The organism is Neobacillus cucumis (assembly GCF_016908975.1).
Lineage (GTDB): Bacteria > Bacillota > Bacilli > Bacillales > Cytobacillaceae > Neobacillus > Neobacillus cucumis.
Genome location: NZ_JAFBEX010000006.1, coordinates 55458 through 73161 on the forward strand (window position 1 = coordinate 55458; position 17704 = coordinate 73161).

The 17704-nt window shown below is 37.2% G+C and carries 12 protein-coding genes; 2 read left to right on the plus strand and 10 right to left on the minus strand.

What is annotated here, in order from left to right; translation table 11 throughout:
• Positions 1 to 17: 17 nt before the first annotated feature.
• The 9 genes from fsa to JOC76_RS09335 form a co-directional block, all read right to left on the minus strand.
• Positions 18 to 686 (minus strand): fructose-6-phosphate aldolase, encoded by a 669-nt coding sequence (gene fsa / locus JOC76_RS09295; RefSeq protein ID WP_205177328.1) that lies wholly within the window; start codon positions 684 to 686, stop codon positions 18 to 20.
• A 98-nt stretch (positions 687 to 784) separates the two neighbouring features.
• Entirely contained in the window at positions 785 to 2797 is a 2013-nt protein-coding gene (gene tkt, locus JOC76_RS09300; RefSeq protein ID WP_307784705.1) for a transketolase, read from the minus strand.
• Positions 2798 to 2862: 65 nt separating this feature from the next.
• Positions 2863 to 3567 (minus strand): D-allulose 6-phosphate 3-epimerase, encoded by a 705-nt coding sequence (alsE, locus tag JOC76_RS09305; RefSeq protein WP_205177330.1) that lies wholly within the window; start codon positions 3565 to 3567, stop codon positions 2863 to 2865.
• Positions 3568 to 3688: 121 nt separating this feature from the next.
• A complete protein-coding gene (locus JOC76_RS09310) occupies positions 3689 to 4780 on the minus strand; it encodes a PTS fructose transporter subunit IIC (RefSeq protein ID WP_205177331.1) in 1092 nt (363 codons plus the stop codon).
• Between the two features lie 24 nt (positions 4781 to 4804).
• Entirely contained in the window at positions 4805 to 5257 is a 453-nt protein-coding gene (locus JOC76_RS09315; RefSeq protein WP_205177332.1) for a fructose PTS transporter subunit IIA, read from the minus strand.
• 35 nt (positions 5258 to 5292) lie between these two features.
• Positions 5293 to 5604 (minus strand): PTS fructose transporter subunit IIB, encoded by a 312-nt coding sequence (locus JOC76_RS09320; RefSeq protein ID WP_205177333.1) that lies wholly within the window; start codon positions 5602 to 5604, stop codon positions 5293 to 5295.
• 2 nt (positions 5605 to 5606) lie between these two features.
• Positions 5607 to 6053, minus strand: a complete 447-nt coding sequence (locus JOC76_RS09325) for a PTS sugar transporter subunit IIA (protein ID WP_205177334.1) — start codon at positions 6051 to 6053, stop codon at positions 5607 to 5609.
• Positions 6043 to 7530 (minus strand): BglG family transcription antiterminator, encoded by a 1488-nt coding sequence (locus tag JOC76_RS09330; RefSeq protein WP_205177335.1) that lies wholly within the window; start codon positions 7528 to 7530, stop codon positions 6043 to 6045. Before JOC76_RS09330 ends, JOC76_RS09325 begins: the two co-directional genes overlap by 11 nt.
• Before the next feature lie 637 nt (positions 7531 to 8167).
• Positions 8168 to 9985 (minus strand): alkaline phosphatase family protein, encoded by a 1818-nt coding sequence (locus tag JOC76_RS09335; protein ID WP_205177336.1) that lies wholly within the window; start codon positions 9983 to 9985, stop codon positions 8168 to 8170.
• Between the two features lie 346 nt (positions 9986 to 10331).
• Between JOC76_RS09335 and JOC76_RS09340 the strand changes: the two genes are divergently transcribed.
• The gene (locus JOC76_RS09340) at positions 10332 to 12791 is read left to right on the plus strand and encodes a bifunctional YncE family protein/alkaline phosphatase family protein (RefSeq protein WP_205177337.1); all 2460 of its coding nucleotides are present in this window, start codon (positions 10332 to 10334) and stop codon (positions 12789 to 12791) included.
• A gap of 397 nt (positions 12792 to 13188) precedes the next feature.
• On the plus strand, positions 13189 to 15684 hold the full coding sequence (locus JOC76_RS09345; RefSeq protein WP_205177338.1) for a DEAD/DEAH box helicase family protein: 2496 nt from the start codon (positions 13189 to 13191) through the stop codon (positions 15682 to 15684).
• A gap of 827 nt (positions 15685 to 16511) precedes the next feature.
• Here JOC76_RS09345 and JOC76_RS09350 read toward each other — a convergent pair.
• Complete coding sequence (locus JOC76_RS09350; protein WP_205177339.1) at positions 16512 to 17687, minus strand: endonuclease NucS domain-containing protein; 1176 nt, start codon at positions 17685 to 17687, stop codon at positions 16512 to 16514.
• Between the last annotated feature and the right edge of the window lie 17 nt (positions 17688 to 17704).

Here is a 17704-nt window from a genome sequence, read left to right on the forward strand (position 1 = left end):
CATATCAAATGGCTATCTTATTTATGATTCACTTTTTCCCAATCTGCTGCGAATTTTTCCATCCCTTGATCGGTTAATGGGTGCTTAGAGAGCTGCTCAATGACACTATAAGGAATCGTTGCAATGTGAGCCCCAGCCATAGCTACACGAGTTACATGATCAGGATGTCGAACAGAAGCCGCAATAATTTGTGAGTCTAAGTTTTGAATACGGAATAGTTCAGCAATCTTAGCTACTAATTGGACACCATCTTCAGAAATATCATCCAACCGTCCTAAAAATGGGGAAACATATGTAGCCCCAGCACGTGCAGCCAAAAGCGCCTGGTTTACGGTAAAAATAAGTGTAACATTGGTTTTAACACCTTTATCTGCAAGGTAACGGCAAGCTTCTAAACCAGCTAATGTCATAGGAAGTTTAATAGTAACTTTTTCATCTCCGCCATTAATTTTGATTAATTCTTCAGCTTGAGCAATCATATCCTCAGCAGTAAGTGCATCTGGAGTTACTTCAGCGGATACAGATTCTACACGTGGAACGGCTTGACAGATTTCTGCAATCCGATCTTCAAATTTCACACCTTCTTTAGCTACTAAAGAAGGATTGGTTGTAACACCAGCTAAAATACCAACTTTATATGCTTTTTTAATATCCTCAAGGTTCGCAGTATCAATAAAAAATTTCATATTATCCTCCATAACTAACGTTTATTTGGTCCTCTTCTTTTTCTATCAATGTAGAAATTGAATCATTCTCTTCATTTAATGCCGATAAAAAATAGAGCTTACTTAACGATTTGTTTAAATGTCTTTACGACATTTTCTACTGTAAATCCGTATTCTTGTAGTAATTTATTAGCTGGGGCAGATGCACCATAACGATCAATGGTAATCATTTTTCCAGCTTGTCCAACATACTCTCTCCAGCCAAATCTAGAGCCTAATTCGATCCCAACACGTGCTGTTACAGACTTAGGAAGCACGCTTTCCTTATATTCTACTGATTGTTGTTCGAAAAGGTCCCAGCTTGGCATACTGACAACAGAAACATATACGCCTTCATTTTCCAGCACTTGCTGTGCTTCAAGAGCAAGTGCTACTTCTGAACCGGTCGCAAGTAAAAGACCCGCTACTTCTCCTTTGGCTGGTGACACAACATAAGCACCCTTCTTTACACCTTCATACACTTGTTCTTGATCAACCTTAAGAGTTGGAAGATCTTGACGAGTTAATACTAAAGCAGTAGGGTGATCTTGACTTTCAAGTGCTAAACGCCATGCTGCAGCTGTTTCCTTCGCTTCGGCTGGTCTAATGACGGAAACACCAGGCATTGCACGTAATGCCGCTAATTGCTCGATTGGCTGGTGAGTTGGTCCATCTTCCCCAACAGCAATACTGTCATGTGTAAATACATAAGTGACCGGTAATTTCATTAGGGCGGCTAGACGAATCGCTGGGCGTAAGTAATCAGAGAAAACAAAGAAGGTTGCTCCAAATACTTTTACACCGCCGTGAAGTGCCATCCCATTTAATGCGGCACCCATAGCAAATTCACGAACACCAAACCAAATATTCCGTGCTGCGTAACCATCTAGCGCAAAGTTCTTTTCCGATGAAATCAGTGTTTTGTTAGATCCTGCCAGGTCCGCAGAACCACCGATCATTTGAGGAATGGCATTTGCTGCTGCATTTAATACTTTGCCTGAAGATGCTCTCGTTGCCATTTTTGAACCTGATTCAAAAACAGGCAGTGCTTCTTGCCAATTATCAGGAAGTTCACCTGTTACAGCATTTTCAAATTGTGCAGCAAGCTCAGGATAAGCTGCTTTGTATCCTTCAAATAATTCATTCCAAGCTTGTTCTTTTGCCTTTCCTTGTTCTACGATACTAGCAAAAAGCTTTTCTACTTCTTCTGGTACAAAGAATGGTTCTTCCGATTCCCATCCATAGGCAGCTTTTGTTAGTTTCACTTCGTCCGCTCCAAGAGGCGCACCGTGAATCTCTGAAGAGCCTGATTTATTAGGAGAACCGAAGCCAATCGTAGTTTTTACTTCAATTAAAGTAGGGTGCTCTAGGTCTGCCTTCGCTTCTTGAATCGCTTGTTGAATGGCTTCGATATCATTGCCGTCTTCCACACGCAGGACTTGCCATCCGTATGCTTTGAATCGGTCTGCTACACTTTCCGAGAAGGATTGACTTAAGTCGCCATCTAGGGAAATATCATTTGAATCATATAATACAACTAAACGACCTAATTTTAAGTGCCCTGCTAATGAAGCTGCTTCAGCGGATACGCCCTCCATTAAATCACCATCACCACAAAGGCTGTATGTATAATGGTCAATCACATTGAACTTTTCTTTGTTGTACGTTTCAGCAAGGTGACATTCTGCCATAGCCATACCCACTGCCATCGCGACACCTTGACCAAGTGGGCCTGTTGTTGCATCTACACCTGCTGTATGTCCGAATTCAGGATGTCCAGGTGTTTTACTTCCCCATTGACGGAAATTTTTCAAATCATCGATCGTTAAGCCATATCCGAATAAATGAAGCATACTATATAAAAGCGCTGATCCGTGACCAGCCGACAAGATAAATCGATCACGGTTCATCCATTCTGGATTGGTAGGATTGATATTCATTTCCTTAGCCCACAACGTATAAGCCATTGGAGCAGCCCCCATCGTAATTCCTGGGTGACCAGAGTTTGCTTTTTCAATTGCGTCAATGGATAATGTTCTAATGGTATTAATCGCTAATTGGTCAATCGCTTGTTTCGTTTGTAATGTTATCACTCTACTAAGCTCCTTTTCTATGATCATTAATGAAAGAGGTGGGTTTTGTCCCACCCCTTAAGTTTTTAAGATATTACTTTCCCAGTCATAACTTTCCCAGTCATGTCCTCGTAATCATTACACATGATTTCCCATGATTTTTCGATATCTTCATCTAATCCAAATAAACCGCTGCGACCTATGATATAAATATCAGGACCGGCTGCATCAATTCTTTTAAATGTTTTCCGACTAGATGATCCATCCATTTCAATAACATATTGATATCCTTTTTCTTCTCGTAATTCTCTTAATGCTACAATTTTATTTAGGGTGCTTTCGATAAAACGCTGCCCAGCGAACCCTGGATCCACTGTCATAATGGTGATTTTATCCACTAATTCAATATAAGGAAAAATCGTTTCAATAGGCGTTTCTGGATTTAATACTACTCCTGCTTTTAACCCAGCATCATGTATTTGATCAATTAAGCGAAATGCCAAACCATCAAGTACTTCGGCATGCATGCAAATCCATTCACACTTAATATCAACCAATTGTTGAACCCAGAAGCTTGGATTCGTTACCATAAGATGGGCAGAAATGGGTAAATTACTTATTTTTCGTACTTCTTCGATAAACCATGGGGATAATGTAATATTGGGTACATAATGCCCATCCATAATATCAATATGATAAGAATCTACATGATGGTTTAAAAAAGTGATTTGTTCTTTAAACTTATCTAAGTCCATGGTCATCAATGATGGTGAAAATTCTACTTTTCTCATACTCTATTTACCCTCCACAAAAATGCTAGTTTCTTTAGAAAATAGTGGTAGAGTTTGTCGTCGCCTATCCACTAGCCCTAAAGTAATGATACGTTTACATTTAGTTGTACTTACATTTTTCTTAAATAATTTGAATATCATCTAAATCAATGTCTTCTTCTTCCACTTCTTCTCGCTCATCTTCTTTACTCACATTTTTCTTAAGCACCGCCAAGGCCACCCCTGTTACAAGAACATTCACTAATATGGCTACTGCTCCTGTCCATGGATGAGTCATTGTCGGTAACATCAATACCCCGCCAAATGGGACTTTTGCATCGGCACCTAACACCATAGTTGTTGCTCCACCTGCCGCTCCACCAATTGCTACCGCAGTGACACAACGAACAATATCATTCATAACAATCGGAATGACACCTTCAACAATATTAATAACACCCATTGGAACGGCGGATTTCAAAGCCTCAGTTTCTACTGGCGTATAGATATTTTTCCCAAACAATTTTGCGATAAAGTAAGCTAACCCAAATCCAATAGGTGTTGCTGTATTTACTAATTGTAAGGCTGTAATAGGTCCATTAATTTTTTCCGCCTGTAATGTCAATACAAAGGCAAATGCAGTCTTGTTAATAGGACCACCAAAATCAACTCCACTCAATAAACCAATAATGGCACCAAATACTAACTTGGAAGAAGACCCTAAACCGTTTAATGCATGTGTTAATAACGATGTAAAAGCAGCGATCGGGATACCAATAATGTAAACCATGATTAACCCGCCAATAATGGAGGTGAGAAATGGAATGATTAAAGTTGGCATTAATCCTCTAGCCCACTTAGGAACTTTAACTTGTTTTAAAACAGCTACAGCAAGAAAACCAGATAAGAATCCTCCTAATATCCCGCCAATAAATCCAGCTCCAACTGCATTAGCAGTTAAACCAATAATAAAACCTGGAGCGATCCCCGGTTTTCCAGCAATGGAAGCAGAAATCCCTGTAGCAATAACGGCAGGTAGTAAACCTAAACCAAGGGCTCCCATCTTAGCTAGTGCATCCCAGAAGGTATAAGTTTTTGTTAAGTCAGCACCAGGATTACCTCCAAATCCCATACCAATTGCGATTAAAAAACCAGCTCCACAAACAACTGGAATCAAATATGAAATTGCCGTCAATAAATGACCTTTAAGATTTAATTTTTTTAATGCACTCATTTTTAACCCTCCCTTAAAGTCTTGTTAATTACATAACGCTTCTTTCACATCTTCAGCGTTTTCTGACTCTAGCATTTTCTCAACCACTTCATCATTACCTAATTTTCTTGCAAATAAGGATAATAATTTCAAATGTTGTTGTGCACCATCATTATCTTTTGCAACAGCAAAGAGGATGATTCCTTTTACACCTTTCCCGTCGAGTGTTTCCCAAGGGATTTCTTCCTGAGTAATCCCAATCGCAACTCCTATTTTTTTTACAGAATCACTATTACCATGAGGAATCGCAATATAATTTCCGATTCCAGTTTGTCCCACTTCTTCCCTAGCATAAATATCTTTTATAAACGCTTCAATATCTGTAATGTATTCATTTTGCAGCAGCACCTCTGCTAATTCTTGGATGGCCTCTTCCTTACTTTTAACATTTATGTTGGTTTTGATTGTATTGATATCGACAATATCTCTTACTTCCATCATTTATTCCCCCTATTCGAGTGCTTAAATTATTTCTATTGATTTACAACTTCTGCCGCTTTTTCAATTAATTTATTGGGTGATTTAACAGCGATTTCTGTGGTAACTTTGATGATTCTCTTTCCTTCAAAACGTTCTCTTCCTGAAATTTGCACGTCTGCAGCTAAGATAACGATGTCTGCTTCATCGATCTGTTTTTGAGTCAATTCATTCTCTGTTCCAATCGTTCCTTGTGTTTCAATATGAATTTCATGGCCTGCTTTCTTTCCGGCATTCTCTAATTTCTCTTGTGCGATATATGTGTGTGCGATCCCAACTGTGCATGCTGCAACTCCTACTATTTTCATCATTATTCCTCCATTTTTTTTAAAATTTCTTTTATAAAATTTTCTTTTTCACAACTATTCAATAATCGGTTTAAATACTCTTCATCTGCTAAAGTCCGGGTGAATAAGGATAGTTCCTTCTTTATTTGAACGCTTTCATTTGCCTTTAATAAAATAACAATCAATAAACAGATATCCTTTGTCTCGTAATCCCATAATCGGATTGGATTTGCTAAACGGATAAATAAAATTTGACTCTTCTTTAGTTGATTGCTTTCGATATGAGGCAACATCACATGTTCAGCAATTAATGTGCTGCCTACTTTTTCTCTTTCATTTAATAGCTGGATGACTTCCTCTTTTTGCAAAGGATTATCCTGACATACGATGTCAGAAATAAACGAGTGTACTTCTTCTTTTGTTTTTAACTCACAATTAAAATAAACTTGATAGAGTGAATTAATCTCCATGATAAATTTCCTCTATCTTCCCCTGAAGTCTCTTCTGGTCATCAATTGTAAACATCGCACTCACCAATAAGAAAGGAATGGGTACTTCTTCCTTCATATGAACAGTACTCAGGATTAATTCAGCCTCTCGGTATTCCTCTTTTAACATTTGTGTATTTCGTGATGCTACTACACCAACAATTTCTAACTCGGGGAATTTCTTTGAAACTTTTGCTTTTAAAAGTTCTGAAGTTCCAATTCCTGTCGTACACATGATTAGTGTTTTTATAGGGCGTTGATGTTGGCCCGTTTCAATGGCTTTGGCAAAATAGAGGGTGATAAACCCATTCTCATCGTCATTTATGGCTGGTAAGTTAAATTTATTACTTACTAATTCGGATACGTTTGTTACGCCCAAAAATACTTCTTCATACGTTACCTTTATCTGACTTAACAAGCTGTTTTTAACTCGAATTTTATGCTCTAATCGATTAAGCATCGGTTTAATATGGTTCGCTAAATCAATAAAAATTGACTGGCTGTCTATATCAATTCCTAAGCTACTACTCATTCCCTCAATATATGCTTTCGTTACTTGGATAACTTCTGATGAAAAAGTGGAAGTTATAGCAAGAGATCCCTGCATTCTTGATGACACTAAATACTGATATAGAAAATAAATCTCACTGTCTGGTAAAGGATTGTTTAAATATTTTTCAATATTATGGACAATCACTTTTGCAACTGGATACAAAATATCTTTTTTCATGTTTTCTATTTCTTCATTAGAAATCGTATCAGTAAACAGTTTGGCAGGAACTTTTCTTGAGCGACTTAATAGTATATATAAATGCGAGAAAATGTTTACATTATATGGGTAGGGAATCGTTATATCTAAATCTTCTTCAATCTTTCTTAATTGATCCAATATAAACAAAACATCGTACTGATTGAAATTAAGTTCTTGATTCCTTTTTAAATCATCAATATCAATCGTATTAAAGATTTCAATAATATCTTTAATGGCCTTTCGAATATTAACTTCTTCCCCTAGTATGGCTAGTGTTCTGTTTTTTCGCTCTAGAACTAGATTATACTTTTTAAGCTCTTCGCTCATGATTTGCTCGTCATTAAAAGTAACAGAGTCTCCTACATAATACTTACTAAATAAGTGGTAAATATTTATAGGTTTAGGCGAAGACAACAATAATTCTTCCATAATCCGTTTACGTCTCTCGTTAGGAGAATGTTTTTCTTTGTATTTTTTATTTCCTTTTTGATAGTTAATATATTTTTCGTAATCTAGTTTATAGCCTCTCCCTCTTTCAGATATAATTAAAGGGCCATCCACATAATCATCGTTAATATTCTTTATTAAACGATATACTGTTTTTTGAGAAACATTTAGTACTTCTAGGAGATCCTCCGAAGTAACATAACCTTGATTTTTCGAAAGAAACAGTATCAGATCTTGTTCATGTTTACTTTTTGAACTCATCTCCTTGCCTCCCTGGTACTATATTAACCCATAATATAATAAACGTTTCGCTGGATAATGACCGTTGCAACGGTCACTTTTTTTAGAGATGCTATAAGGTTTTCTATGGTCGTCGCTTCTATAAAACGTTAATAGAGGCAAGGAAAATTGTCCTTGCCTCCCTCAAAAGTGTGTAAAAGTCATAATGAACTTGACATCTATATCAGATAGGAAAATCACTATGAAAACGATAGCTGAATAAACGAATCATCATATATTAAAATGTCCAGAGGAATCAAAAAAATACGCTGGCTATTCAAGGGGAAAATGACTTGAGGTCTTAGAAGGAGAGCTCCAACTAAAAAAAGATAGAGCCATTACTGGCAAACAAATATTATTTACATAACCAAGAATCACTTACAGAGGAATAGCTCTTTAAGGTTGAAGAAATAGGCCTTACTATTGTGACGTAAGGCCTAAAATTTGCTCCTAATAATCTCATTTAAAATTAAATACCTGTTCTCTTTAGAGAGAAAAGTAAAAATAAATCAAAAAACTGCCTCTATTTATTATAAGGTTCACCGTAACCAAAAAAGGTGACTCAAAAGGCCACTAATACGCAACCTCCTGTGTCACCTTCCCATATCTTTTATTATACTTATTTGCTTGTAACAGTAATAGTATTTCCTTGAGTATTCATAGACCAGCCAAGAATATCGACAGCAGACTGCAGTGGAATGTAGGTGTATCCTGATGGGCTCTTCCACGCAGGTGTGTCTAAATGTACCGGTTTTCCGTCAACAAATGCTGTATTTCCTTGTACTTTCCATTCGATTTGCTTCTCTGGAGCATTAAGAAGTAAACGATTTTCCTCCGTTTGTGTAACAGTGCCATTGATGCTGCGGGCAAAATCGTCAAGTGGAACCATGACATTGCCTTTGCTGTCAACAAACGGTGCTTCACCAACATGGCTTACTCCCAATAAAGCATTATTTAACTGTACTTTCACTGCAGTTCCATTGGATGACTGGTTAGCCAAATCGCCATCGTTATACATGTAAGGCAAGAAGTTCGGATGCTTAAAATCAAACATGTCAGTCAAATTGTTCGCATTTGCATCCTTGCTGTTTAATGCTGGAAGATCATAGTTCCACTCTAAGAATTTTAAAACAGATGCATGATCATACTGAACATGGCTGACATAGTTCTGCTTGGCATAAGGAGATATTACCAGTGCCGGAATACGTGGTCCATCTCCAAGTAATCCATCCGCATTTGGAGTTACAGTCGGAGGCGCTACATGATCATAGAATCCTCCGCCTTCATCATACGTAACAATAATGGCTGTGTCTTTCCAGTATGGGCTGTTCATAATTTGGTTAATAGTGTCTACAGTAAATTCTTCTGCAGACGGTGTACTTTGATTTCCTGTTCCAGGATGTTCATCGTCGCCATATCCTGCTTTAATAAAACTAACTTCAGGAAGATCGCCGTTTTTAATATCCTGTGCAAAATTATTGTAATCTTTCAGGTTGTTATTATATTTCCCATCCTCATAGTTTTGGAAATACTGGAATGGGTTATGGTGTGGAGAATATGTTTTGGCTTCATCTGAAGTAGGAGCTGCTTTGGCAGCATCCCATCCGCCAGCATACCAAGCCCAAGATTGCTTGGAATCACTCAACTCATCCCCGATATTCTTATAGGTAAGGTTGTATTTAAGCGTATTGGTACTGCTATCTCCGCCAAACGGCCCGTTTTTAGGAGATGGATCACCTGTAATTTGAGCCTTAGGATTTGTATTTGTGTTTGTTGTTTCACTTTCATTCCCAGATTGCCCTGCTACTAAATAAAGTGCACCTGGTGTGGACGGACCGAAAACAGGTTGAAAATAGTTGTCCGCCAATGCATAGTGCTGAGCGTATTGCCAATAAGCAGGAATGTCATTATAGTCAAAATAAGACATGGATAATAAGCCTTTGTCATTGGTGTCAGTCGGTTTGCCGCTATCATGGTTGACCTGATAAAACTTGTCCATTTTTCCGCCGTCAACCATGGAAATCATCGGGGAATAGCCGTGATTTACATCGGTTTCTTGAATGGCGCCTTTCCCTGCATCATGCCAAGGATAGATAGGGAGTCCGTTTGCATCTGGATTATAGACATTTCCATTTGCATCTCTTGTCACATCCCCTGTGACATATTTAAAGTTTCTAACATCCTGAGGTGTACCGTTAAGCGGTTTGAAGCCCGAAGCATATGGATATGTTCCAAAATAGTTATCAAATGTACGATTCTCTTGAAAAATAACTACTGTATGTTTTATTGGTGAAGCTGTTTTTATGTCTGAAGCAGATTGGTTTATTAACGCTGCTGTTTTTGTTTCTTCAGCATTTGCTTTATTACCTGTAAAAGGCGCAGCCAAAAGTGACAATGCACTCAATGACAGTGCCATGTTACGAATACCTTTTCTCATTATTTCTCCCCCATTACATTTTTTGTACAACTTAAAATTTAACGGATATATGTAAATTTCCTATAATGATAGTGTTAATTTATCGTTAAGATTATAAACAGGTTTAAAAAAATAATAGGGACTATAGTTTGAATTCTGCTTTCATTCCGTATATCGTTCAAACCTCATTTCTATAGACATTCAAGTTTAATTATTTTAAAACTAGTAAATTTGCAGGAAAATGTCCTACTAAAATGATCCATTTCTCCCCAAACCCCAATTTTATACTATTTTAACAGAGGATTTACATTGTTCTGGTAGGATTGATGTGAAAGAAATACATATATTTTAAGGGGAGAAAATAGGAATGAAGATGAAGAAAAAGATAGCAGCTGCTGTGTTGGCGACTTCATTGTTGGGTACTGGTACAGCTATGGCCTATTCATTTACCACAGCGGGCCCGAAGGCTGATGGTACAGGTGTGACTCCACATGGTTGGACCCTTACACCAGCAGGTAAACAGATTACATTGGGTGACTTTCCGATGGGTGGTTCAATTAGTCCAGATCACCGTTATTTGGTCGTGTCTAATGATGGACAAGGCACTCAGTCATTACAAGTCGTAGATTTGCAAAATCAAAAGGTCGTGCAGACGATTCCTTACACCAATGGAGAGGGTTTATATTACGGTACGGGGTTTAGCCCGGATGGTAAGACATTCTATGCATCTGCAGGCGGGAACAATAAAATCCGTGTATTCAGTTTTAACAATGGTACGCTTACAGAACAATCGCCAATTCTTATGAACAACCCAAGCATTAAGACTCCAATGGGAATCTCCGTTTCTCCGGACGGGAAGTTCCTTTATACCGCTAATAATGAAGCCAATTCAATATCAAAAATTGATCTGACCTCTGGGCAAATAATTGCTACTGCGTCTGTTGGTGCGGACCCGTATACCGCACAAATTACAAAGGATGGCAGTGCTATTTATGTCTCCAACTGGGGCGAAGACACTGTGACGGTGTTAGATCCCAAGGATTTAACCGTTGTGAAAAGGATTCCGGTTGGATTGCATCCAAATGCGATTGCGGAAAATCCGGCAACTGGATTGATTTATGTATCGGATTCGGACAGAGACACCATTTCTGTCATCAATCCTAAGGAAAGAGCGGTTGTTCAAACCATCTCTGTTTCTGCCAATAAAGATGCAGCACTGGGAAGCCAGCCTGTTGCCCTGACATTTAGCCCAAATGGAAAAACTCTTTATGTAGCTAATGCCGGGACAGATGCGATTGCCGTTATTGATATTGGAAATGGCACCAGAGAAGCTCAAGTCAGCGGTCTTATTCCGACCGCTTGGTATCCATCCGGTGTTTATACGAACGGAAATAAGATTATGGTCCTTAACGCCAAAGGTCTCGGAGCAGGCCCGAACGCTCAAGGTCAGTATATCGGCAGCATGATGCAGGGGACAATGTCATTAATAGATGTACCAAATCAAAAGCAGTTGAAGGATTACACCAAACAGGTTGAACAAAATAACCCACTGAACCCGATTAAAGGAAATAGCTGGTTTGGTAATCAAAATGATGGAAATGATTTCCCAATACCAAGGGCTTACGGTCAAAAATCCCCTATTAAACATGTTATTTATGTCATTAAAGAAAACCGAACCTATGATCAAGTATTTGGAGATTTAGGAAAAGGAAACGGCGATAAAAGTTTAACCGAGTTCGGAAAGAACCTTACACCGAACATTCATAAACTAGCCAATCAATTTGTTACACTTGATAACTTCTATACAGATGCAGAAGTCAGCGACCCAGGACACCAATGGGCAATATCAGGTAAATCGAATGACTACTCAGAAAAAACATGGCTGCCGGATTATTCCGGACGTAAGGGGTATGGAGTGGATAAACCTGCCCTTAAACCTGAGGAAGGATATTTATGGGACAATGCCAAAAAGTATGGTGTATCCTTCCGTGACTACGGTGAATACATCAATTATTGGGAATCTCCAGCTGATGGAAAGTGGGTTCCGGATGATCCGGGTATTGGAGATAATTATGATCCAAACTACCCTGGATGGGATTTATCCATCTCTGATATGACCCGTTACAACGAATGGGAGAAGGAATTTAAACAATTTAAAAAGAGTGGAAACTTACCGCAGCTTGAAATGGTTTATCTTCCAAATGACCATACAGCTGGTACAGCACCGGGATATGATACTCCTCAAGCAATGGTGGCACAAAATGATTTAGCCCTCGGTAAGCTTGTTGAAACGGTGAGCCATTCTCAATATTGGAAAGATACAGCTATCTTCGTCATGGAAGATGACGCGCAAGCAGGCCCCGACCATGTCGATGCACACCGTACTGAAGCTTTAGTGATCAGCCCTTATACGCAAAAGGGAACTGTAGACAGCACGTTCTATGATCAAGACTCCATGCTTCGTACAATGGAGTTGATTTTGGGAATAAAGCCAATGTCTCTATTTGATGCTTCTGCCGTACCGATGTTAAATTCTTTCACCGCTCAACCAAACTCTAATCCATTTGATGCGGAACAAGAAAATTATCCAGTTGATTGGAAGAATGGACAGCCGGCACCTGCTAATTTAACTTCTGATGAACAGAAGACACAGCCTGCTGCAAATGCTAATGTCCAACAGTCAACAACGGCTGCGCCTTCATCTCAATTGGATTTTTCAAAGCCGGATACTGCAAACCAAGAAGAGTTGAACCGACAAATTTGGAAAGCCACAAGAGGACACGCACCATATCCCGAAAAAGCAGGCAAGGGCTTAAATAAAAATTAATTGGATCAAAGAAGAATTTTTTATGACGAGAAGGAAGGACGGGGAAACCCCGTCCTTCCTTCTCTGTTTAAACAGTTCACCGGACTTGTCATTGTTCATGCCGAATAACCTGCTGGAAATTCGCACGTTGAATAGAAACGTTGTTGCTATTTGAATGCTTAATTCCAATGATTTATTTCTAAAAACCGCATTTACTTATGATACGGTTCACCGCGACGCATCTAAATGAGGCTCATATATATATATGAGGCTGACGAAATTCTTTTCGACAGCCTTTCAATAGAATGCTTTATTTAGTCTAATTTAAAGTTATTACACAATTTTTTAAAATTTAACAAAATTTATAATTTGTTTATAATAAGTATAACAAGTTCCAATTTGATACGGAGACGATCATATGAAATCAATCAAAGATGTTGTAGCCTTTTTAGATACACGTATTGACCAAGGAAAAAAAGATACAAACTGGATGACAGGTAATTCTATTCTTAAGAAGTGCGGTGCAAAAAAACGCAGTGATAAATTAGTTCGTGAACTAAATGAGGCATTGGAAGAGTACAGTATTGAAATGAAGCTCCCCAATGGGATAGAGAGTTTCAAAAATGTGGACTTAAAACAACGTATTGCTTTTTCACGAAAGGCAATTGAAAAAAAGCCCCTAGCACCAACAAAGACTAAAAAAGTTGTAACCAATGCTCATGCAGGCCAAATCATTGTTAGTCAAGGTAGTAATCCTCGCAGCTTGTATCCTCATCAACAACAAGCGCTAAGTGACTTACATAAAAAACTTAAAAAAAACGGTTCGTTTGACGGTTTGCTAGTACTTCCAACAGGTGGCGGAAAAACAAGTACAGCCGTACAGTTTATTTTACAAGCAGCTATAAATGAAGGTAAAAAGGTGTTATGGGTTGCGCATCGCCATGAATTATTAAATCAAGCATATAGAGAATTTGAGCAAACCTCATATAAAAATTTGCTAACAAGGCGAGATACATATAGCTACCGCATTTTATCAGGCAAACATGACCGTCCTCTACATATCCAACCAACAGATGAATTGTTAATTGCAGGTAAGGATAGCTTGATTAAAGGTGAAAACTACTTAAAAACACAATGGTTACAACATACTGATGATGTGATGCTAGTAATTGATGAGGCACATCACGCACCTGCTAAAACGTATCGTCGATTAATTCAATGCGTGAAAGATACAGTAAAAAACGTAACATTACTCGGATTAACTGCTACACCGTTCAGGACATTTGAACAAGAACAAGGATATATGAAAACGCTATTTAAAGATGATATTTTATATAAAATTGATTTAAAAGAACTGATTACACGAGGTATATTGGCTGAACCTCATTTTTTGGATATTGAAACAAAATTAGACTTAAAGACAAAATTATCGAATAAGGAAATTCAAACTATTGCTCAATTCGATCAATTACCTGAAAATATTGCGAAAACAATTGCTGAAAGTAGTGAACGTAATCGTGTGATTGTAAAGCATTATATAGACAATAAAGCTAAATATGGTCAAACATTAATTTTTGCCATCAACCAAATTCAAGCAGTTGCTTTAAGTAAACTATTTCAACAATACAATATTTGCGCTGAATATGTTATTTCCGGATTAACAGATGAAATGACTGGTGCCACTGTAGCAAATGAACATAATGCAAAGCATATTCAGAATTTCCGCGAGGGCAAATTACAAGTACTAATAAATGTGAATATATTAACGGAAGGTACCGACTTACCCAACGTACAAACCTTATTTTTAACACGACCTACGATAAGCAAAATATTAATGACACAAATGATTGGGCGTGCTCTACGCGGACCAAGAGCAGGCGGGACAAAGGATGCCTATATTGTAAGTTTTATAGATGAATGGTCTAATTTAATTGCTTGGGAGAATCCACGTTCGCTAGTAGCTTCAACAGAAATAGATGATAAACCAACTGATAAATCTAATAAGGCAATTACTGAAATTATTTCTATTAAAATGATTGGGAAATTAGTTGAGGAATTACTAAAAACAGCCGAACATAGTGATTTTGATGATATAAAATTTATGGAATCTGTCCCGGTAGGCGTTTTCGCTTTTGAGTTGCTCTTACAAGATGAAGATGAAAATAGATCACGCCATTGTGAAGTACTAGTATTCGAAAGTACTGAGAAAAGTTATAAATACTTTTTAGAAGCATTGCCAAATTTATTTGCAGCAGAACAGATAAAGAATGAGTATTTAACAAATAATGAATTATCGGTATTAACTAATATCGTGCTAGATAATTACTTTAATAATCCCCCATACTTGCCTAACTATGAGCGTCAAGATATTGAGAACTTACTAAATTACTATGCATTAACAGAAAGTGTACCAGCCTTATTGAGATTTGAAGAGCGGCAAGAAATTGATGTCCAGCAAATTGCTCAAACGATTTGGGATGAGGATATGGGAGCTCAAAAGAAAGCAAATTTTTTACAAGCAGAATGGCAACGAAATCAGTTTTTACAAATTTACTTTGCTAAAGAATTTTACTTTTTTGCGAAATGTGTTGATAATGAAATTTTAAAAATACAACACCCACAAACAAGTGAAAAACCTAAAAGTGTAGGGGAGCAACGTAGTTTTGAAAAGCTTACTTTACAGGAGATTCGAATACATGATTACAATCACTATTTAGCACTTCGTAACACCGTATTTGAAAAATCTCAACTTCCTAATGGATTTTATATTTGTGCAGAATGTGGTTACACAAGTCCACACCGTTTTATGTTTCATATAGATCATATCAAGCCGATGTCAAAAGGTGGATTGACCATCCCAAATAATCTGCAATTACTTGATAAAAAGTGTAATATGGTAAAAGCAGACTTATAAAAATAAGCTAAATATTTATATCCAACAGTTAATGAAAAGCCTTTTTGCAATATTCGATAAAAAAACAGAATAAGAAAAAAACTAGAATTACTATCGAAGCAAAAACAAGCATTCGTGATACAAATTCATCTAATCATCCAAACATCAAAACAGCACCTCTTCTACCATTTAGAGAAGGTGCTGTTACTATTTTCGGAAAAAACCTCATTTACTTATGGTACGGTTCACGGAAATTAAAGTAAAAAAAACGCCTCTATTTTTGGTAAGGTTCACCGCAATTAATCCTAAACAAAAAGCTCTTATTCAATGCTTAGTTCGATTGTTTTTACTTTACTATCCCCTCTTAATTGTTAAAAATAGCCCTCAAGTCTGTCCGAGAACAATCCTTGAGGGCATCCAGTATTTATATATAAAAGCGGGTCTGAAAAGGTTGTCCTACTAATAACCTCTTTTTCTTAATAAAAAAATCTTAACACGAAAAATATTAGTCGAATCTATATGTAAAAAAAACATTTGCCACTGACTCTTTTTAAGCTTAGGCAATCTCCACTTCCTCAGATCCTCTACAAGTTAGAAATAAATTCATTAAATCCCAAAATTCATGAAACTTTATCCAAGTATCGGAAGAACTTGCACCTTCCCTTTTCGCTTCTGGTTAGGTTCATACTCACCCCAACATGGAACGTCGTTCAAAAGAGCACAAAAAATTTTAAAAGAAGAGCTCTTAACAAAATTATTAATTCCTTTTAAACGGTATTATGAATATTTGTCATTATTCCCATCAAAAGCAAATGGAATTACCCATCGTTTTTCACATTAGGTTCATTTTAATTCTTAAGGACATTAAAATTTAGTCCTTTTTCAATCCCCTTATAATGTGCTTTTACTATTGTTAGAGCAAAAAGGGCTTCTAGCAGATTACTTATCTTTTCTTCTACATAAAGATCATCCAAAGCAATATCCCCTATCCATAATATCTTTGATGATTTCTTATCGGCAGAGTCCTTTACAAAATATCCGTAATTATTTAGAGTCTCATACATTGAGTCCCATAAATCTTTTGGCAACCCCTTCGAATTAAATTTCAGCTCGTAAAAGGGAAGGAGTGCTTTTTTATCAGTCCTAAGGTACTTATGAAAACCATACTGTGTTGTCATTTGGTTAGTCCTAGTTCCTACTTTCACTACGATAAACCTGGACTTTTCATCAGCAAAAGTAGTCTTATTTCCACGGTAACCTATTGTTCCCAAGTATACCTCACAAGGTAAACCATTCGGGAAATCTGCTGATGATAGAGTATATGGAATAACAAACCCCTGCCATGATCCATTCCCGTTTTCATTCCATTTAGGAGGTTGTTCCTGATTTCTTGTGATTTTGATTTGTTGACGAAATAACGAGCGATTAAAATTTAGTCCCATGATCAACTTATTAAAAGCATCAGCAACTCTTTGATTGTTCTGGCTATCATCACTTAATTCAGGACTGGCATCAACGGGCTTAAAAAATTGATAAGAAGAATATGGGACACCAAAGGGGGAAGTCTCATTTAAATATTCTTGAAAGCTCATTTTAGGTATAGAAATTGCTTTTTTGTGTAGTTTTCCCTTAATAAAAATAGATTTATATAAATCCTGATCTTCGTTTTGAAGAAAATGGAAGAGCGATTGCATTGTTATCTCTTTCCATTCAATATTACTTTGTTTACATATGTCTTGAATTAGTTGAGGTATTTCCTGACCAATTAACATCCCCCTAATTCGTTTATTTACTTTCCCTTTTAGTCTCTTAACATAATCTGTAATTTGTTCAACATTTTCTAAGGTCACTATGTCTTTTTTTAGCTCAACCAATAAAATATTTTTATCCTTATCAAAAAAAGTTAAATCTGTTCTCCTTGATTCCAATTGCGCCTGCCTATCAAGCAATGTTAAGCCGTCTTCAATTAATTCTGGGTGAATTACTAAAATATCCTCCAGCTCTTTTTCAGAAAGAATATGCATCCTTATTCCCCTTTCTT